The organism is Myroides gitamensis (assembly GCF_029894455.1).
GTDB classification, from domain to species: domain Bacteria; phylum Bacteroidota; class Bacteroidia; order Flavobacteriales; family Flavobacteriaceae; genus Flavobacterium; species Flavobacterium odoratum.
The window spans coordinates 3,570,578-3,590,637 of record NZ_JARYHN010000001.1; the positions used below are offsets into that span (position 1 = coordinate 3,570,578).

Annotated in this window: 16 protein-coding genes; 10 read left to right on the forward strand and 6 right to left on the reverse strand. The window is 36.1% G+C overall.

What is annotated here, in order from left to right; all coding sequences use genetic code 11:
• Nucleotides 1-58: 58 nt before the first annotated feature.
• The 4 genes from M2306_RS15860 to M2306_RS15875 form a co-directional block, all read right to left on the reverse strand.
• Nucleotides 59-1,042 carry a LuxE/PaaK family acyltransferase gene (locus M2306_RS15860; RefSeq protein ID WP_002987951.1) on the reverse strand — a complete coding sequence of 328 codons (984 nt, stop codon included), beginning with the start codon at nt 1,040-1,042 and terminating at the stop codon, nt 59-61.
• Nucleotides 1,043-1,127: 85 nt separating this feature from the next.
• The gene (locus M2306_RS15865) at nt 1,128-1,487 is read right to left on the reverse strand and encodes a T9SS type A sorting domain-containing protein (protein WP_115091898.1); all 360 of its coding nucleotides are present in this window, start codon (nt 1,485-1,487) and stop codon (nt 1,128-1,130) included.
• Between the two features lie 137 nt (nt 1,488-1,624).
• Nucleotides 1,625-2,770: a beta-helix domain-containing protein gene (locus M2306_RS15870; protein ID WP_115091897.1), complete on the reverse strand. Its 1,146-nt coding sequence runs from the start codon at nt 2,768-2,770 to the stop codon at nt 1,625-1,627.
• 533 nt (nt 2,771-3,303) lie between these two features.
• A complete protein-coding gene (locus tag M2306_RS15875; RefSeq protein ID WP_115091896.1) occupies nt 3,304-6,054 on the reverse strand; it encodes a TonB-dependent receptor in 2,751 nt (916 codons plus the stop codon).
• Between the two features lie 185 nt (nt 6,055-6,239).
• On the opposite strand from M2306_RS15875, the gene M2306_RS15880 reads away from it, so the two are divergent.
• The 5 genes from M2306_RS15880 (at nt 6,240) to M2306_RS15900 (ending at nt 9,704) form a co-directional block, all read left to right on the forward strand.
• Nucleotides 6,240-6,929: a response regulator transcription factor gene (locus M2306_RS15880; RefSeq protein ID WP_002987945.1), complete on the forward strand. Its 690-nt coding sequence runs from the start codon at nt 6,240-6,242 to the stop codon at nt 6,927-6,929.
• Nucleotides 6,930-6,933: 4 nt separating this feature from the next.
• Nucleotides 6,934-8,001 carry a sensor histidine kinase gene (locus M2306_RS15885; RefSeq protein WP_115091895.1) on the forward strand — a complete coding sequence of 356 codons (1,068 nt, stop codon included), beginning with the start codon at nt 6,934-6,936 and terminating at the stop codon, nt 7,999-8,001.
• Nucleotides 8,002-8,076: 75 nt separating this feature from the next.
• The gene (gene trmB / locus M2306_RS15890) at nt 8,077-8,748 is read left to right on the forward strand and encodes a tRNA (guanosine(46)-N7)-methyltransferase TrmB (RefSeq protein WP_115091894.1); all 672 of its coding nucleotides are present in this window, start codon (nt 8,077-8,079) and stop codon (nt 8,746-8,748) included.
• A 3-nt stretch (nt 8,749-8,751) separates the two neighbouring features.
• Nucleotides 8,752-9,375, forward strand: a complete 624-nt coding sequence (locus tag M2306_RS15895; protein WP_002987939.1) for a LysE family transporter — start codon at nt 8,752-8,754, stop codon at nt 9,373-9,375.
• Nucleotides 9,375-9,704 carry an MGMT family protein gene (locus M2306_RS15900; protein WP_115091893.1) on the forward strand — a complete coding sequence of 110 codons (330 nt, stop codon included), beginning with the start codon at nt 9,375-9,377 and terminating at the stop codon, nt 9,702-9,704. The genes M2306_RS15895 and M2306_RS15900 overlap by 1 nt, the downstream gene beginning before the upstream one ends.
• Before the next feature lies 1 nt (nt 9,705).
• On the opposite strand, the gene M2306_RS15905 is transcribed toward M2306_RS15900, so the two are convergent.
• A complete protein-coding gene (locus tag M2306_RS15905; protein ID WP_115091892.1) occupies nt 9,706-11,031 on the reverse strand; it encodes a sensor histidine kinase in 1,326 nt (441 codons plus the stop codon).
• A 15-nt stretch (nt 11,032-11,046) separates the two neighbouring features.
• On the reverse strand, nt 11,047-12,390 hold the full coding sequence (locus tag M2306_RS15910) for a sigma-54-dependent transcriptional regulator (protein WP_259190330.1): 1,344 nt from the start codon (nt 12,388-12,390) through the stop codon (nt 11,047-11,049).
• A gap of 153 nt (nt 12,391-12,543) precedes the next feature.
• Here M2306_RS15910 and M2306_RS15915 point away from each other — a divergent pair, with 153 nt between their 5' ends.
• The 5 genes from M2306_RS15915 to M2306_RS15935 are packed head-to-tail and all read left to right on the forward strand — an operon-like array spanning nt 12,544 to nt 20,059.
• The gene (locus M2306_RS15915) at nt 12,544-13,785 is read left to right on the forward strand and encodes an efflux RND transporter periplasmic adaptor subunit (protein ID WP_259190328.1); all 1,242 of its coding nucleotides are present in this window, start codon (nt 12,544-12,546) and stop codon (nt 13,783-13,785) included.
• 2 nt (nt 13,786-13,787) lie between these two features.
• On the forward strand, nt 13,788-14,492 hold the full coding sequence (locus tag M2306_RS15920) for an ABC transporter ATP-binding protein (protein ID WP_115091889.1): 705 nt from the start codon (nt 13,788-13,790) through the stop codon (nt 14,490-14,492).
• Between the two features lie 12 nt (nt 14,493-14,504).
• Entirely contained in the window at nt 14,505-15,260 is a 756-nt protein-coding gene (locus M2306_RS15925; RefSeq protein WP_115091888.1) for a GIN domain-containing protein, read from the forward strand.
• Between the two features lie 9 nt (nt 15,261-15,269).
• Nucleotides 15,270-17,651, forward strand: a complete 2,382-nt coding sequence (locus M2306_RS15930) for an ABC transporter permease (RefSeq protein WP_259190326.1) — start codon at nt 15,270-15,272, stop codon at nt 17,649-17,651.
• A 2-nt stretch (nt 17,652-17,653) separates the two neighbouring features.
• Nucleotides 17,654-20,059, forward strand: coding sequence for an ABC transporter permease (locus M2306_RS15935; protein ID WP_259190325.1), 2,406 nt, complete (start codon nt 17,654-17,656; stop codon nt 20,057-20,059).
• Nucleotide 20,060 lies beyond the last annotated feature (1 nt).

Here is a 20,060-nt window from a genome sequence, read left to right on the forward strand (position 1 = left end):
TTCATTTTAAGCAATTGTATACATCGACTGGTTATTGAACGATACGTTTTATGATTGACTATAATACCATAAGGTTACAGCCGCGAATATCGGAATGATCAAATCGCCCTAATATTTCAAAACTGCCATCTTCGTATTTCTTACCTAAATCTTGTGTAGCGATAAAAGAACATGAATTGATGTTGGCTAAATCAATGACATTTACGCCTCCCGTTTTTCCGTGTACATCCAATAAAGTAAAAGGATCTTCTGGATCTCGAATGACAATATCCATCCAAGGTGGACATTGAAAGACGCCATCGCCTAAAGAATAGCCTTGTGAAAGGAGTTCAGTCATGCCATATTCAGAATGAATTTTAGTCACGCCAAAGCCTTTACAAAGAATAGCATGCAGTTCTTCGCGAATCATTTCTTTGCGTTTCCCTTTCATACCTCCTGTTTCCATGATAATGGTATTGTTTAGCTCAAATTGATGCTGCTCAATAATGTCTAATAAGGCATAGGTAACACCTAGCAAAAGAACGTTTTTCCCTTCTCGATCTAAAAGTTCTAGGTTAGCGATGAGTTCCTCGTAGTTATGTAAGTAGAAGCCACTCTCTGGATGACTAGATTGTTTGATAAAATCATCAGCCATATAAATCAAAGAAGACCCTTCTCTTTCCAAATAAGAAGGCAATAGGGCTAAAACAACATAATCTTCAATTGGGCCATAAAAATAAGAGAAACCCTTTCTAAAGCTTTCCTCATAGTAGTTTAAGTCCGTCACATGATGTTTACTTGTGATGGTTCCTGTGGTTCCGCTACTTGTAAAAGTGGTTTGTATGGGCGCTGTACTGCTCAAGACATCTTTACTTTTAAAAAACTCAATAGGAAGGTAGGGTACTTGATCTAAGCTTCGAACTTCCGTGGGTGTTTTTCGAATGAGGTTACAAAATTCACGATACACCGGATTGTTCTCATATTGATAGCGATAAACTTTCATGGCTATTTTATGAAACTCTTTTCGGGTCTGTATGCTAATGATATCTTCTGGTGTAAACACAATTCAATTATTTGGTACAAAAATACAATAAAAAAAAGCATCAATGTTGAAATGATGCTTTAGATTTATAGGGTATATGTCTTTGTTACTTTACAATAAGCTTTCGCGTTGCAGTGGCATTATTTTCTTTGATTTTAATAATGTAAATCCCTGCTGTGATTGAACTAGGTAGTACTAGTTCTTTAGTGTTGAGTTGGGTAGCTAAAATTTTCTTGCCCATTACGTTGTAAATCTCAACTTCTTTCGCTTCATTTGTTTTGGTTTCTATGGTAATCTTTCCGTTTGTTTGAACTGGATTAGGGTAAATAGAAAGACCTTCAATTGTTTTCACAACTGCTGCTTTATTAGCAGACGCGGTATATGAACCAACTTGAGCGAAGCTCAGGCTAGTCATAAGTGCAAAGACTGCAATAAAAAGATAGTTATAAAAGTAATTTTTAGTCATCCAAATGAAATTAATACTATAAAAGTAGTGAATATTTCTTATATGATAAAAAAAATATTTGCTTTTTTAGGGCAAATATTTTTTGTTAACATAAATTAATGACTTATTGTAAATTATAAGTATAAAAAATTAGATTCTTATAACCCTAACGTCCAGCCTTTTGTCCATTCTGGAGCGCTTGCACTATTTCCAGCACCTTGGTTTTCTCCTTCAACAAATACTCCATTTACATTTACTGACTCACCTGCTGTATTTTTACCTTTCGCTTTTTCAGTTACATCGATTAGTTTTACATTGCTTACTAATAATGAACCATTAGCAACATTCGCGATTGTTTCATCATGTTCTACATCGAAAGCTGTTTTCCATCCGCTTAATACTACGTTTTTCATTTTTCCTTTTGTACCTTCACGTAGTTTCATTGCTGTTCCTTCTCCTTTTACCGCTGCAATTAATGTAATTCCGTCAATTGTTGGGTTAGAATAAGGCTCTGCTGTTCTTGTTTTAGCGTTGTTATCTGCTTCAAATCCTTTATCAGCTGTTCCGCTTTGTTTAGAATACCAGAATTTATTTTCTTGTCCATTCCATCCCTCTGTCCAGTCAAATTGATCATCATCGTTATGTGTAGATACTAAGTATTGTGCACTTACTGTTCCACCAAACCACTCGAATCCATCATCAGAACCTTCGTGTGCTTGTACATATTCGATTTTTGTTCCGCTTCCAACTCCGAATAAAGATAATCCGTTGAATTCTTTCTCACTGTTAAAGTTCGCTCCAGCGTACTCAATTCTCAAGTAACGGATAGATCCTGAATTGTCATTCGTTACATCTCCACCGTAAGTTAAATCAGAAACCTCTGCAGTAGCTGTTTTAGCTTTGTTGATTGGAGCTTTACCACATACTACTAAACCTCCCCAGCTTCCTCTTTTTTTCTCAAGAGCAGTCATAACAACTGGGTTTGTATTTGTTCCTTTTACGAAGATTTGTCCTCCTTGTGCTACTGCGATATAAGAAGATGTTCCTCCTGTACCAACAATTTCAACTCCTTCTTCAATGTTTAAGATGGCACCATCTTCAACTACTAATTTTGATGATAAGTTATATTTTTTATTTTTCTCTAAAGTAAGAGTTTGTCCTTTTTTCAATGTTTGTCCAATGTTCTCTGCTGGATTTGGACCTGGATTTCCTCCGTTGTCGTTTGAATTGTCGTCTGATCCACAGCTAACGAATAAAGCGGATACTAATGCGATTGATAATGCTGATTTGAATAATCTTTTCATAAAGTAATTGTGTTATTTTATTTTAACTGATACAAAGATGGTCTACTAAGATGAACTGACGGTTAGCACTTTATCATTGAATTGTTATGATATTAAAGCGGAATATTAATGAATTGTTATGAGGGTACGGTGGATGGTTTACGGTGGACGGTTGACAGTTTACAGTTAACTGGTGCATGATTGGAAGATATTTTTTAAAAAGGAGAATTTTTTGCTCATCGTCTCACCATCTCATCGTCTATCTCATGGGTTTATATTTGTTTTCGTATTCGATGAATATAGCTCACCTATTTTATATTGGTTTTGGTGTTCGATGAATCTACACTGCGTTTCGATTTTCACTGCGTTTCGATTTCACCACCTCACCACCTCACCACCTCACCAATCTCACCGCCTCTCGATTTTCAATTCGTTTCGATTTTCAGAGAGGGTGAGATTGGTGAACTGAAGGAAGGGTTGTGCCCTTTTCCTCTTTCCAAAAAAAAAGCCTACGTAAAACGCAGGCTTTTTTGTGAACAGGGATATTCTTTTTTTTAGAACGTATATTTAAATCCTAAGCTAAAGTTTTGCCCTAGCTTGTATGATTGTACCAACACATCTTGTGTTAGGTTTTCTTGTTTTCTTTCAATCGCTGGATCTAATAAGTTTCTCGCGTTAAAAGTCATTCCGAAATTTTTCGTGAAATCATATTTGAAAGTAAAATCTAAGAATCCGAAAGCTTTATCAACTAAGTTTCCGCTTTGTTCCGTTCCTAATGAGTATAGTTTATCAGAGAAGTGTGCGTAAGATAATGTTGCCATTAACTTTTGATCATTCGCCCATTCTTTGATATATGAAATATCTGCATTTAGTAATAAATCTGACGCTCCTGTGAAACTTGCATTGTCATGTGTAAATGATGTACTCAAATACTTATTTTCGCGATTTACTTTTTCGTTGTCTAATTTTTGGTAGGTCTTCATGAAAGAAGCATTCAATCCTCCTGTAATTTTATTCGTCAATACCTCGTCAAAGCTGAATAAGTTTTTGCGAACTTCAATCTCCAATCCTGCTGCGTATCCGTAATCTCCAGTATTAGCATACGTAATATCATTTGATGAAGAAGCAGATACAATTTCGTTTATTGGATTTTTAATGTATTTTCCAAAAACAGTAGCAGAGATTACTTCATCTGTTTGAGGGAAATATTCCCATTTTAAATCCGCATTGTAATCATCTGAAGCATATAAATCAGGGTTACCCACTTTGATTTCCGTTACATCTTCATAGATAAAGCGCGCTCTTTCTTTGAATTGAGGTAAAGTATAGGTTTTAGATAAAGCAAAACGCAAGTTGTTGTTGTCGTTTACTTCATACTTTAAAGACAAACTTGGTAAGAAGGCATTCTTTGTAAATTTGTTACTTGTTTTATCCGCATCTAGCTGTGTTTGCCACGTAACATCTTGAGAAATTGTTTCGAAACGAGCTCCTAATGATCCGGATAATTTATCAGTTAAACGGTATTCTACGTTTACAAAACCAGCATGGATAAATAATTCTCCATCATAGGTTTGTGGTAATAATGCATTAGGTGTTGCTGCCCCACCTCTAAAGGTATAGATATCAAAGTATCCGTTTGCAAAGTTCGATTGGTTGAAGAACTGATCTAAAGCATTTGGATTGATATTGTTGTTGTATTCTCTGTTGATTTGAAATACGAACTGAGTCGCTTTAAATTCTCTATCTTTTTTTCTGAAGTTATATCCTACGGTTAATTTTCCATCGTATAGATTTTCTTCATTTTTTCCAAATTTATAATCTGCAGCAATATTAGCAGCTATTTCATTTTCTTTTAAATCTTCGTAATAACGGTTGTTGTCCGATCTTGAGTTAATTGAAAACTGGTAACTATCGCTGTCTTTTAATTTGTTTAGGGTGTATTGTTGTCTGTCTGGTGTTTGTGCAGAGATGTTGTTGAATGCAGCTCCCCAGTTTAAGTCCAATTGATCGCTTAATTTGTGATTACCTAATAATTGGTTGACCATTAATTGATCTTGACGATACGTTTGTCTGTTGATATAGGTATAATCCGAATTGTCTAATGTAATATCTCTTACATAGCCTTGGTACTCATCATTCTTCTCTTTAGAGTCATTGACAAATAAAAGGTTGTACTTGATTGAGTTAGAATCGTTGATGTCAAATTTAGCATTTAACATTCCCGTTGTGTTGGTGCTGTATTCGAAAGAAGTTAAATTTAAATCTTTCGTGAATGAGTTTTGCGCTTGAGCTGTACGAGTAACGCCTTCTTTTTGTTTGAAGTTATTGCCAAATGATGCTGTTGCGAATAAATGTAAAGCAGATCCGTTAGTAAAGAAAAAGGATTTACCTGTATTGATGTTTAATCCTGCTCCCCAAGGACTGCGGGTATCTGTTTGTGTTGAGTTTTTAAAGTTGTATCCTTTTAAGGCATTACCTGGTATTTTTGTATCCGAAAAACCAAAGAAACTACGATCAGATAATGTTTTGAAATTATCTTGTTTCACTGCATTGGTATTCATATTAGTACCTACACCTACTTCTACAAAACCTTCTCCAGAGTGATTTTTTGACATAATGTCGATATTTCCTCCTGCGAAGTCTCCGTAGTTTCTTGCAAAATACGTTTTGTCGATGGCAATGTATTCTACGATATCTGTAGAGAAGATATTTAAATCAATGTTTTTCTTTTCTGGATCGTTTGAAGCTAAAGGAAGTCCATTTAGTGAAGTACTGTTGTAACGGTCACCTAATCCACGTACGAAAATAGTTCCTGTACCTTCTTGTTTCGCTACTCCTGTCGTTTTCGCTACTGCACTGGCTACATCACTTACCCCTTTTCTTGAAAGTTCTTGTGAACCAATATGCTGTTTCATCTCAACTGAACGTTGTTGTTCAATTAATAATGTCGCTTCTCTAGATTTAGATCGTGTCGCTTGCACAACAACACCTTCTAGTTGTACACTTTCTGAAATTAAGTCAATTGTAATTTCAACTGTTTCGTTTGCTTTTACTTCAATAGCTTTATCAGCGGAAGTATAACCTACATAGTTAAAGGTTAACGTTTGTTTCCCTTCAGGTACTTCAAGAGTAAAAAAACCATCTAAATCCGTGTTGACTCCTTGTGTTGTTCCTTTTATACTTACAGACGCAAAGGCTAGTGGTTCTTTTGTTGCTGAATCTTGTAAAATTCCTTTAATCGTTCCATTAGATGCCCCAATTACTTGGCTAATAAATAATAGGGCGAATAATAACTTTGATTTCATATTTATTATTTTATTTAAGCTAGTGCAAAGAACAAGCGTAAATATGTCTTGTGTGTTATCGCTATTTTAACACATTTTACGGTAAACGTTATTAAATCGTTACCAGATTAAATAATTGTAAACTTTACTTCACATAATGTATTATCTTTATCTTTGAACTGATTTATAACACACACAGATAAAGAATGAAAAATTCAGACATTAAAGTCTTATTAGTTGATGATGAACAAGATATCATTGAAATCATCAGTTATAATTTAGAAAAAGAAGGCTATCAAGTTAGTACAGCAAGGAATGGGAAAGAGGCAATAGAAAAGGCAAAAAAGGAACTTCCTCACCTGATTATCTTGGATGTTATGATGCCGGAGATGGACGGAATGGAAGCTTGTGAAAACATTCGAAAAATTGACAGCTTACAGCATGTAATCATTACATTTTTAACCGCAAGAGGGGAAGATTATTCTCAAGTAGCTGGATTTGATGCAGGTGCAGATGATTATATTACGAAACCAGTAAAACCTAAGGTGTTAATGAGTAAGGTTAAAGCTTTATTGCGTCGATTGAAAAATGTAGAAGAAGCTGAAAATGGAGATATTATTCAAATTGGCAATATTGAAATTAACCGAGATGAATATAAAATCTTAATTGATGGTGTAGAATTGTCTTTACCTAGAAAGGAATTTGAATTGTTGTATTTGCTAGCATCAAAACCAGGAAAAGTATTTACAAGAGAAGAAATTTTAGATCGTGTATGGGGGAATGAAGTAGTTGTAGGGGGAAGAACGATTGACGTACACATCCGTAAATTAAGAGAGAAAGTAGGAGATGATTGTTTTAAAACAATTAAAGGGGTTGGATATAAATTAGATATGTAATTTAATGTCAACACGATTTAAAAGATCCTATAAATTCGCTGTTAAGTCAGCTTTGTTAATAACAATCTGCTCGCTTGTTATTACGCTACCTTTTGTTTTTTTAGTAAAGGAAGGGCCTTGGCAACTTTTGGCCATTCATACCGTTTTGGTTTATTTCGCTTCCTTTTTTGTGATTCAATATCGCGTAGAACACTTCATCTACCGTCGAATCAAAAAGATTTACGACAAAGTTTCGCTTTTAGAGCACACCGATCTTCGTGCAAGTGCAGTAACTACTGACATGAAAACACTAACGGAGGAAATTGAAAAATTTGCAACGAATAAAAAGATTGAAATTGAGTCCTTACAAGTTCGTGAAGAATATCGACGAGAGTTTTTAGGGAATATTTCCCACGAGTTGAAAACACCTTTATTCATGATCCAAAGTTATTTGGAAACACTGAGTGATGGTGCAATTGACGATTTAGAAGTTCGTGATCGCTATTTAGAACGTGCAGAACAAGGCGTTGATCGCTTGATCTATATCGTGAAAGATTTGGATATGATTGCCAAATTAGAATCGGGTGATTTACATCTAAATATCGTTGAGTTTGATTTAATCGAAATGATTCAAAATGCATTTGATTTCTTAGAATACAAAGCAAAGAAGAAAAATATTTCACTGCTTTTCGATATGGGGTATAAGAAACCTATTTACGTTATAGGAGATAAAGAGCGCATTGGTCAGGTCATTACGAATCTGATTGAAAATTCAATTAAGTATGGCAAGGAAAAAGGTACGACGGAAGTGAGTATTGAAAACTTGGTGAAAAATAAATTAATTGTCCGCGTTACAGATAATGGATTAGGGATTCGCAAGGAGCATATTCCGCGTTTATTTGAGCGTTTTTATCGCATTGATAAAAGTGGAGCACGAAGTGTGGGCGGCTCGGGATTGGGCTTGTCTATTGTAAAACACATCGTTGAAGCACATGATGAACATATCTATGTGGAGAGCAGTTATGGCTATGGGTCGGAGTTTTCTTTTACCTTAGAGAAAGCAGCGAAACACAAAACGCAAAATGCAACTTAATTTGCGTTCCCTATAAAAAGGTTTTACTTTCGTTATATTTATTTAATTTTGCGTCAAATTTAAACGAATAACCCTGTGGGAAGTAAAAACAAGTTAAAGCGATTTAGAGAAAACGAAACTTTCGGTAATGTTTTCCAACCATCAAGAGAAGAAATGATTGCTAAATTGCCACAAAAAGGCAAATGGGCATCGGAAGTATTTAAAAACAATAACCCTATTGTTTTAGAATTAGGCTGTGGAAAAGGAGAATATACCGTTGAATTAGCGCGTCGTTTTCCTAATATGAACTTTATTGGTATTGATATCAAAGGGGCTCGTTTCTGGAGAGGAGCTAAAACGGCTGTGGAAGAAGGGCTAACGAATGTTGCTTTCTTGCGTACTCAGATTGAGTTGATTGAATTTGCTTTCGAAAAAGGAGAAGTAAGTGAAATCTGGATTACATTCCCAGATCCACAAATTAAATATAAACGTACCAAACACAGATTGACGAATACGGAGTTTTTACAACGTTATAAAGGTATCTTAACAGATGATGGGGTTGTGAACTTGAAAACGGATAGTGAATTTATGCATGGTTATACGTTAGGTCTGTTACATGGAGAAGGACATGAAGTTGTTTATGCCAATCACCATGTATACAAAAACGAGGGGGCTCCTTCAGTGGTAACTGAAATCCAAACGTTTTATGAATCCCAATATTTAGAACAAAATAAAGCCATTACCTATATTCAATTTAGAATTAAATAAAGGATGGATCATTACTTTATATTATTATTTTTTGGCTTTTTAGCAGCAGTGATAGGCGTTTCTCTTCCGGGGTTATTGAATATGACTGCTGTTAAAGTAGCACAAGAAAGAGGGAAAAAAGCGTCTATTTTATATATTGCAGGCGCTTTATCCATTATCTTTATTCAAACTTATGTTGCAATTTTCTTTGCTAAACTGATTGATTCCAGTCCTTTTATCACTGAAATTCTGCACGAAATAGGGTTGGTTATTTTCGGATCGTTGACGATTTACTTCTTAGGATTTGCAAAACGCAAAAAGAAGGAAGAAAATACAGCTGTCAAACGCCTAAAAAATCCCTACATATACGGCGCTTTATTAGCGTTAATCAACGTATTTTCTATTCCATACTACGTTTTCTTGAGTGTCACTTTAGCTTCGTATGCTTATCCTATTTTTGAGTGGGCTTACACGGTTATTTTCTCCATAGGAGTTGTGATAGGTTCTGGCTTGATGTTTTATGCTTATATTTCGATTTTCAGGAAAGTGGCCAATGAAAATGCTTTTCTTATGCGAAACATAAACTATGTCATAGGATCTATTACGGGGATTATCTGCTTGATTACGCTATACAAATTACTGCGCTAATGGCGGATTCAACCAATTTTTTTGAACGCGTATATGATGTAGTTCGCGAGATTCCTTTCGGAAAAGTGACTACATACGGTGCGATTGCAAAAGCAATTGGTGCTCCTCGTTCTGCACGTATGGTGGGATATGCAATGAATGCCTCTCATTTTGACGATTCTGTACCTGCCCATCGCGTTGTAAATCGAGTAGGCATGCTAAGTGGTAAACATCACTTCGATGGTACCAATTTGATGCAACAGCTGTTAGAAAGTGAAGGAATTGTCGTACAAAATAACCAGGTGCAAGATTTTCAATCACACCTATGGATTCCTCCCGTTGAATTCTAGCTTACGCGAGTGGAAAGTTGATGCTAAAATACGTCAAATTATCTTTTCTATTGAAGGTTAAGTACCCATTGTGCATTTCTACAATATTCTTGGAGAGCGGTAAGCCAATACCTGCCCCGTCTTCACGTGTGGTATAAAAAGGAATGAAAATCTTCGGTTTAATTTCTTCAGGTATCCCATTTCCGTTGTCCATAATATCAATCCATAAACGATTATTTCGTTCATACAGATGAAGGGAAACGGCTCTGTTTTCCTGTGTTTTTACCGCATAAATGGCATTGGTTAATAAATTGATGAACACTTGTTCCATTTGTTTGCTATCCCAATACTGAGAGGCTTGTGTATCAATCGTTGTGCTCACTGTAATCTGATGTTGTTGACAAATCGGCTTGAGTATAGCTAAGCTATGCATCAAAACCTCTGCACTATTTACCCAAGCTTTGGTAGGACTTGGTAGCATGGTCAGTTTGCGGTAGTTATCGATGAAATGACGCAGGTGATCTGTCCTATTGGCAATCGTTTGTACACTGAGTTTAAGATCGTCCATATCATCTGCCGTTAAGGGCTCTTCTTCCTCTAAAATTTCTAAAGTATTGTGCGCTAAGGAATGAATAGGCGTTAGGGAATTCATGATTTCATGCGAAATGACTTTCATTAAGTTTTCCCAGGTATCTTTCTCTTTTTTATCCAATACCTTTTGAATCGAATCCAATAAAACAATATAAAACTCTTGGTTTTGACTTATTGTCGTAGAGGTTTGCAACATAAATGTCTGCTTTTCTTCCCCCTCTATACGCATATCAAGCGATGTCTTAGATTCTTTAAATTCCAGATGCTCTAGATATTGCGTCAAGTTGGGAAGTAAACGCGATAAATTCTGCCACGATTTTACTTTGGGTATATCAAATAACTTCGAAAAATAGTCGTTAATTAAGAAGATATTCCAACCTTCTTCTTTGCGTTCAAAAATAACGATACCCGTTTCTAAGTTATTTAGAATATTGAGATAAACTAATTCTTTTACCTCGTGTTGTTCCTGTTCCTGTTGGAGTTTTTGATATAACTGTTGTAGGTTCTGAAAGGTTTCATTGGCTTGTTTTTTATTTGATTTTAAGGAGAAATCATTGTAAATCATCGCCAAAACCAAACGATCAATGATGCTGTAGTACTTGCGTTGAAACGTATAGAGTTCAATTAGACAAGCAACAATGCTAATAAGCGCAATAAAGAACGTATAGCGATAGTGTTGTTGGAATAACCACACAGCAAGCAAGGACAGACCAATAATGGCTAAGATGCGCATGAAAACCTTCAAGTGAAACGACATACTACAGCTGTTTTTTTAGTTCTTAATATTATATTTTTCAAGTCGACGGTACAAAGCGGCACGTGATAGTCCCAATTCATCTGCTGCTTGACTGATATTGCCTTGGCATTTCTCTAGCGTACGGATGATGGTTGTTCGCTCAATATCTTGTAAGGTATTATCATCTGTGAGAGTCTCTTTTATGGTTGCGGCAGAAATACCAAAATCTCCGATGTTTAATTCTGTTGCTTCCGTTAAAATTAAGGCGCGTTCTACGCGGTTTTGCATTTCTCTAATATTTCCCTTCCATTCGTAGTTACAAAGTGATTCCAGCGTGTGAGGGTGGATGTTGGGAACTGCAATTTGATATTTGTTGGCGTATTGTTGTATAAAGAAATCCAACAAAGCAGGAATGTCTTCTTTGCGCTCTCGAAGAGAAGGCAATTGGAGCACAACCGTATTGATTCGATAGTATAAATCTTCTCGAAATGCTTTTTGTGCTACTTCTTTTTCAATTTCTGCGTTTGTTGCAGTGATGATGCGTACATCAACAGGACGCGGTTGAGATTCTCCCAATCGAATCACGGATTTAGCCTGGATTACTTGCAAGAGTTTTGCTTGTAAATGTAGCGGTACATTGCCGATTTCATCTAAGAAAATAGTTCCTCCATGGGCTGCTTCAAAACGACCTGCCGTATCTTGTTTCGCATCAGTAAAGGCACCTTTGGCATAACCAAATAGCTCGCTTTCAAAGAGGTTCTCATTGAGTGAACCTAAGTCAACGTGAATAAACGGTTGGTTTTTGCGAGTAGAATTGTTGTGGATATATTCTGCTAAAACATATTTACCTGTTCCATTTTCTCCTAGTATCAGCGTGTTGACCTCCGTTTGTGCCACACGTTGCGCCATGCGATACGTCTTTTGAATGGCCGGTGATTGTCCTTCAAAATAATCAGGCTGTGTTGTTGTGGGAATTTCTTGTTCTTTTCTGCGTCTTTGTTGGACGGCTTTTTTAACCAGGTCAATCAAATGCTCATTGTCCCACGGTTTTAAAATGTAATCAATAGCCCCTAATTTAATTCCTTCCACAGCTGTTTCCACATGACCATAAGACGTCATGAGAATAATCTGTGCTTGCGGATAATTCGCTTTAATCTCTTTAAACCAAAAAATACCTTCTTTACCATCTTCAAAGCCCACGCGATAATTCATATCCAAAATAATAACATCCACAGGGGTATCATGTAAAATATCAAAGATCTTTTTGGGGTTATTATTCGTCAAAACCGTTTCGAAATGACGTTTTAAAAGTAGTTTAGCAGCGATTAAAACCTCTGTATTGTCGTCTAAAACCAGAATGGTGGCAGTTGTTTTTCTCATGGTTGTACGTGATGTTGTTTAATATCGAACATTTTGGTGTTCATTATCGGACACTCTTAAAATAAGTAAATATGTATGCTGTTGATTTATAGTTGTTTGTAATTAATTCATTTCATGGCACGCTTTTGCTACTATACTCGTAAAAGAAACGCTATGGACAGAGTTTTACCTCGTAAAAATAGAAAAAAACAAAGGATATTACTAATTGTTGGAGGAGTGATCCTACTTGCAGTTGCGTCTTTTTTTACATTTTTTCAAGATATTGCACTGAATGTTTCTAAGAAAGAAATCCGAATTTCGGCTGTAAAAGAAGGTGTTTTTGAAGAGTATATTTCCTTTCAGGGGAAGGTTGAACCTTTACAGTCGTTGTTGATTAATATTGCCGAAGGAGGAGCTGTGAGCGAAATATTTGTAGAGAATGGCGCTGTCATTCAAAAAGGAGATCCCTTGGTGTTATTACACAACCCTAGTTCTGAATTGGCCTATATGTCACAAGAATCATCTTTAATTGAGCAAATGAATAATTTGAATGTCAATTTGATGAATATTCGCAACCAAGAAATTGGGTTAATGAAGGATTTGATCAGCATTGAGTACGAATATAAAAATGCGGAACTACAATATACTTTAAATAAGAAATTATTTGATCAAGAGATTTTATCTTTGAATGAATGGAATCAGACGGTTGAAAGTTTTTCGTATCAGAAAAAAAGAAAAGCCTTGATGGAACAGAGTGTTGAAAAAGAAAAGCAATCCAACCAAGTACAAGTAAGGCAAATCAACCAATCGCTTGCGGTTATTCAGCGAAGTTTGGAGAAATTGAAAGAGAATAAACAGAATTTCTTATTGCGAGCACCTATTTCAGGAAGATTATCTTCTTTTGAGCCTATGCTTGGTAAAACGTACAATGGAGGAGAGAGCATCGGAAAAATAGACGTGTTGGAAGGATATAAATTGGTAGCCAATGTAGATGAATTTTATTTGGATCGCATTGTACTAGGACAAAAAGGGCAAGTGGAGAGTAAAGGGCAACTCATCCAGGTTGAGGTGAGTAAAATTCTACCTGAGATTATCAATGGACGATTTGAAGTACAATTGAATTTTATCAACCAAGACAACCTAAAATTGCAAGAGGGAAATAGCATGGGAATCAAGTTATTTTTATCTGGAAAAGAACAGCGTTTATTGTTGGCGAAAGGAAGTTTTATGACGGATACCAAAGGAGAATGGGTATATGTTGTAAAAGAGGGAAAAGCAGAAAGACGACAAGTAGAAATTGGACGTGAAAATCCAGCATATTATGAAGTAATTTCAGGTTTGTCTGCAGGCGAACAAGTAATTATATCTAGTTATAAAGATTATTTAAGAGTGAATTATTTACAGTTAAAAGAGTAACTATGGTTATAGCAATTCAACAATTGTCTCGTATTTTCCAAACGGAAGAGGTGGAGACAACCGCTTTGAATGAGGTTTCATTGGAAGTGAAAAAAGGAGAATTTATTTCAGTAATGGGGCCTTCGGGATGTGGTAAATCGACCCTATTGAATATTATAGGACTATTGGATGATGCTACCTCAGGAAGCTATCGCTTATTGGATAAAGAGATGGTGGGATTAACAGAAAATCAACGCGCAGTTATTCGCAAAGCCAATATTGGATTTATTTTTCAAAACTTCAATTTAATTGATGAGTTATCGGTGTATGACAATATTGAATTGCCTTTGATTTACAATAAAGTTCCTAGTAGTGAGCGCAAAAAGCGCGTGATGGAAATTGCAGAACGCTTGAATATTGTACACCGTTTAAAACACTATCCACAACAGCTTTCTGGTGGACAGCAACAACGTGTAGCCGTTGGACGAGCACTGATTAACAATCCTAAGATTATTTTGGCCGATGAGCCAACGGGAAATTTGGATAGTAAGAATGGAGCAGAGGTAATGGAATTGTTGACCGAATTACATCAACAAGGAGCAACCATTATCATGGTAACGCACTCTCATCACGATGCCTCTTATTCAGAGCGCACAATCTTGATGAAGGATGGTATGATTTTATCAGAAAAAATCAATACCAAGATTGTAGATGTTTTTACAGTATAAAACAACAAGATTATGATACGTTTTTTCTTGAGTTTAGTCTTAATGCTGTTCAGTTTACTGATGCAAGGACAAGCGAAACAGACACATACCATTACGGGAAATGTAAGCAAATTAGTGGCCACGATGCCAATAGAAATTTTAATCGATGCTACTTCAGAATCGAATACTGTTCGCCTAGAAGGGGTACAGGAAGATATTGATAAAATAGGAATAAAACAGGTGGGTACTGTGCTTTATGTGGACATGAGTACCAAAAACAACAAGAACAAAGTTTTTTACAATAGCAGAGTAAAGGTATTTATTGCCCAGCCCAAGATTGTTGATTATGATGTGAGTACTACTGCACGTGTCCAAGTAAAGGGACGTGTTCAAGGAAACCAGGTAACAATTAAATCTGATGCAGCGGCTTCATTAAAAGGAGATTTTACTGCAAATACAGTAACAATTAGCTTGGATTCAGCGTCTAAATATGAAGGCGATATTACGGCAAAAAACATCAAGGTTAATTTAGACAGTGCTGCTCATGTTACCGTGACGGGAGATACTGAAAACCTAGTCATTAATGTGGATAGTGCAGCGAAGTTTGATGGCAAGAGCCTCAAGGCGAAATTTGTAAAGGTAGAAGCAGATTCTATGGGAAAAGCCGAGGTTTATCCGATAGAGAGTTTAAATGCCTATGCGGATTCCATGGGGAGGGTTGTGTATTATAATACACCAAAAGAATTGAAAAAATATACAGATTCTATGGGATCAGTGAAATCGAATTAGTGCGTTAGTATGCTGTACAGTTGGTTCAATACATTTAGAAAAAATATCCAAAAATCATTGTTGTTCTTTTGCTGGACAATTCTTGGTTTAGCCATTGGTATGGCTTGTCTACTGCTGGCTTTATTCTTCGTACAAGATGAGTGGAGTTACAATAAATGGATTGCAGATGTAGATCAATTGCACGAAGTAAATGTTACGGTTGGAAAAGAAGCAAATGCAATTGTTGTTCCTGCAGCTGTTGGACCTCAGTTGCTTCAACAACAACAAATTGAAAATTACTGTTATTACGCATTAGACTATATTGATTTCTACGCAGAAAGTAACTTCCATCAGGCTGTAGTTGGGAAGATCTTGAATACACAATCGACTTTCTTTGACTTTTTTAATTTCAAATTTGTGCATGGAAGTGCAGAAGAGGTGGTAGAAAACCCGACCTATATTGCGATTTCTGAAAAGATTGCACAACAGTTTTTTCCGCATCAGAACCCAATAGGTCAAACGCTATCCCTTGCACATAGTCCTTATCAGGTAGCAGGTGTCTATCAGCTAGACCAAAAAGCAACCATTATGCCTGATATTGTCCTGATGAACATGGAGTGGAACGATGAGGTTGAACCCGCTTTATGGCAAGAAAATGGAGGAGGATTATTAGTTAAAGTAAAGGAGACAACGGATATCCAAAATATTGAATCCAATTTGGTGTCTTTGATTGAAAATAATCAGGATCAAGTGTTCGATACACAAGAGCAGGTTGGACAATACAATGTTTTCTTATCTCCCTTAAAGGAAGGGCGTTTTATTTCTAAACAAACGGCTTTACTAGAAGGACGCACAAAAGTGGAGACACTGATGCTGTTGATTGGTTGTTCTGTTTTAATCTTTTTATTAGCGATACTGAATTATATAAACCTGAATCAAGCCGGAATATTGTCGCGCTTAAAAGAATTTCAGGTGCGTATGATGTTGGGGAGTACAAAGAGACAATTGCTGTTGCAAATCGGTTTTGAAACGTTGTTAAACGTGCTGATGGCTTTGGGAATCGCCCTCATACTGATTGAATTCAGCATGCCCATTTACAATACGTTCTTACATAAGGCAATTGCCATTAAACATCAGGTGCTTTGGAGTGGCATCGTTTTCGTTATTTGTATTGTCGTGCTATTGGCTGGCGGTATTCTTTCCCTTTATGCTACTCGACTTGTTCGTCAGTTGTATCAAGTGAAGGCATACAGAAAGCACAGCAAAGGCTTGCGATTGCGAAAAGGAAGCTTATTTATTCAAATGATGATTGCTTTTTTCTTTGTTGTGGGAGGATGGATCATAGCGAAACAGGTTCATTTTATGGAAGATAAACCCCGAGGCTTTGAAGGAGATCACGTGGTACAAGTGAAACTATTTACACAGCAAATCCGCCGTAAGTTATACCGCAATGATAAGTTAATCCAAGAAATACAACGAATTGAAGGAATCAAAAATGTAGCCTTGTCAACCGTTGCGTATGAAGATAAATCCATAAAAACCAAATACACCGCCTATTACGGGATGCGAAAAATTCCTGATTTCGTAATGGAAGGAATTGACGAGGAGTATATTGATATGGTGGGGTTTGAAAAAGTAGCCTATCGCCCTATTGAGGTGGATAGCTTGCCTAAAGTTTGGATTAATGAACAGTTTGTTGCTCAAATGGGCGTAACAGCAGATAAGGCCTTAGGCAATGTGATTTCGTATGATCGAAATACCTATCTAATTGAAGGGGTGATTAAGAATTACTTTAGCAATGGTTTTGAGGAAGCAGTGCAACCGCTGTTGTTGTTTCAATGGAAGGATATCGATTTCTTGCCTTATGGATTGAATTACTTATCCATAGCATTGGATGAAAAGGCCAATAAAATAGAAACGCTAGAGCGTTTACACGCTTTTTGGATTGTCAATGTTGATTATGAATATCCTTTCCAATATCAAACCATTTCAGAACAGTTTAAAATCAATTATCAACATGTAGAATCTCAAAAACGCATGTTCATGATTTGGGATATCGCGGTTGTTTTTATGGCTTTGTTTGGACTGTACGCTAGTTTGTCACTGTATTTAGAGCAGAAACAAAAAGAAATTATTATTCGAAAAATGGTAGGTGCTCGTACGTATGAACTGTTCTTTCTATTGGGTAAACCGTTCCTTGTTGCTGTTGTAGTAGCGTGTTTGGTCGCAGCGTATCCTGTCTATTGGATTATGAATACTTGGTTGCATAAGTTTACCTATAAGTATGAAATCGAAGGCTATCCCTTTGTTTTTTCTTTCTTTTTATTGGTTGGACTTGTTTGCTTTATCATTTGGAGAAAAGTGCGAATCGCCACAAGAGTTGATTTTATTAAGCATATAAAATACGAATAGGTATGTTACAAAATTGGTTTAAAATTTATATTTATAACAGTAAGAAAAACAAAGCTTATTTCTTCCTGACGATTTTATGTTTGGCTATTGGTATAGCTGCTGTTTTACTTTCAACACTGTATTTGAAGGAAGAATATTCCTTTGACCAATGGAATGAAAATAAAGAAACGATTCACTTTGTAGAGAACAAAGGAGAAAAAATGGCGATGACAGGACATCCTTTTGCCTTGGGAATTAAGCTAAAAGAAGAGTATTCATTTGTAGAGGACTATTTGTCGTATGGTTATTATCAAGCCTCCACAATAGAATATAAAGATAAACCCGTAGCGGTTGATAAGATATTGGCGACCACTCAGAATTTTTTCGACTTCTTTCCTTATGAAATGGTATATGGTGCGAAGCAACAAATCTTTAAAGCACCTAGTGAAATTGTTTTAGAAGAGCAAAATGCAGTAGCATTATTTGGAAAAGGCAAGAATCCTGTAGGAGAACAAGTGAAAATTGACAACAAAATATTCACGATTGTTGGTGTATATCGCCTAGAAAATAAACGAAGTAGTTTTATGCCAGAAGCGGTAGTGAATAGCTACCAGTTTTTAACGGAAGAACAAGCCTCTGCTTGGGATCAACTAAGTGGTTCTTTATTAGTTAAGACTTCACAACCAGAAGAAACAGCAAAGGCCATTGACGCTTTGTACATGAAGTACTATTTTGAACCTTGGGCAAAGAAGTCGAATATAACATTGGAGGCATTGTTAGAACAGTTGGATGGCATGTTGACCTCCCACGCGTATTTACATGCTTTACCTCTCATGCACTTTCAAAAAGATGGACCGATTACAGGATATATTCCTGAGCCAATGGCCAATGTAAAGCTCCTGTATATCATTGTGGGGTTGTCTTGGCTAATTTTACTCTTGTCTCTATTTAACTACGTTAATTTATCGCTTTCTCAAGTGCTCTTTCGCGCAAAAGAAGTTGGGGTTCGCAAAGTATTGGGAGGCGTTAGTATGAGTGTGTTGAAGCAGAGTTTATTCGGAACTTCAATAACCATTTGTTTGGCTTTTGTTTTGAGTGTGTTTCTACTCTATCTGATGTTGCCCTTTACGAATTTGTTTTTACAAACAAATATGATGGTGCAAGTTCAAGACTTTGCCCTTCTATTCGTTGCTGTTTATGTTTTAATTATCCTGTTTGCTGGTTTAATTCCCGCTATTTATATTTCTAAATACCGCGTATTGAAAGTGTTGAAAGGAGATTTTCATCGCAGTCGTTCTGGAAGTTTTATCAAAAATACCTTTTTGATTATTCAATTTGCTAGTGCCTGTTGGTTTATTTCAGGAACGTATATTGTATATCAACAAGCAAAATACATGACCACAAAAGATCTCGGATTTAAAGCAGATCAAATCATCAGTGTTCCTTTTCTTATCGAAGAAGACAGCGAAGGTAAAGCTCAAAAATACTTAACTTTTAAAGCAGAAGCGCTAAAAATTAAAGGAGTTGAGGAATTAGCTGTAGCAAGTTTAGAATATGGTGAACAACATGGTGGTTCGTCAATTAGCGTATTTCCATATAAAGATCAAAATGTAATGACGATGAGAGTCCCTGTAGAGGGGAATTATTTTGAGATGATGGACATGCAACTCAAAGCAGGTCGTTTTTTAGATCAAAAATTGGCTACAGATAGTATTGAAAATGTAATGATTAATGAGAGTTTACTCGCTACGCTTGGAGAAACCAATATAGAGGCTATTCATTTACCCGATTATAAAATTGTTGGTTTGCTTCAAGATTTTCATACAGGAGGATTAGAATCACCGGTACAACCCATGATGTTTAGTTTACTCTCAAATGATAGCAATTTTTATAGCGTAAATATTAAAGTGGATGTGAATCAATTAGAAACAGCAATTCCCGCTTTAGAGCAATTGTGGCAGAAATTCAATGTTGATGCAAAATTACCTTTTGAGTATGAATTCGTCAATCAGCAATTCGCCCAAACGTTTAATAAAATACAACAACAAAAACAAGTACTGCTATACTTAGGTGCGATTGTCGTTTTTATTGCCTTATTTGGTTTGTTTGCGGTATCCTCATTCAATATTGGAACCAAATTAAGAGAGATTGTTATCCGTCGTGTATTAGGTGCGAATTCAAATGCGCTCATTCGAAAACTATCATATCAATATGTTATTTATTGTATCATCGGTTTTGGATTGTCTGTTTTGCCTAGTTATTATCTGTTGAATTTATGGTTGAAGGATTATGCCTATCGCATTGAAATTGGGTATGAAGTGTATTTGGTTTGCTTCGTACTGATGGTGTTATTAACTCTAATTATTGTTGTTAGTAGAGCGTATAAAGCAACAAGAGTAAATGTACTGAAGTACATCAAATACGAATAAT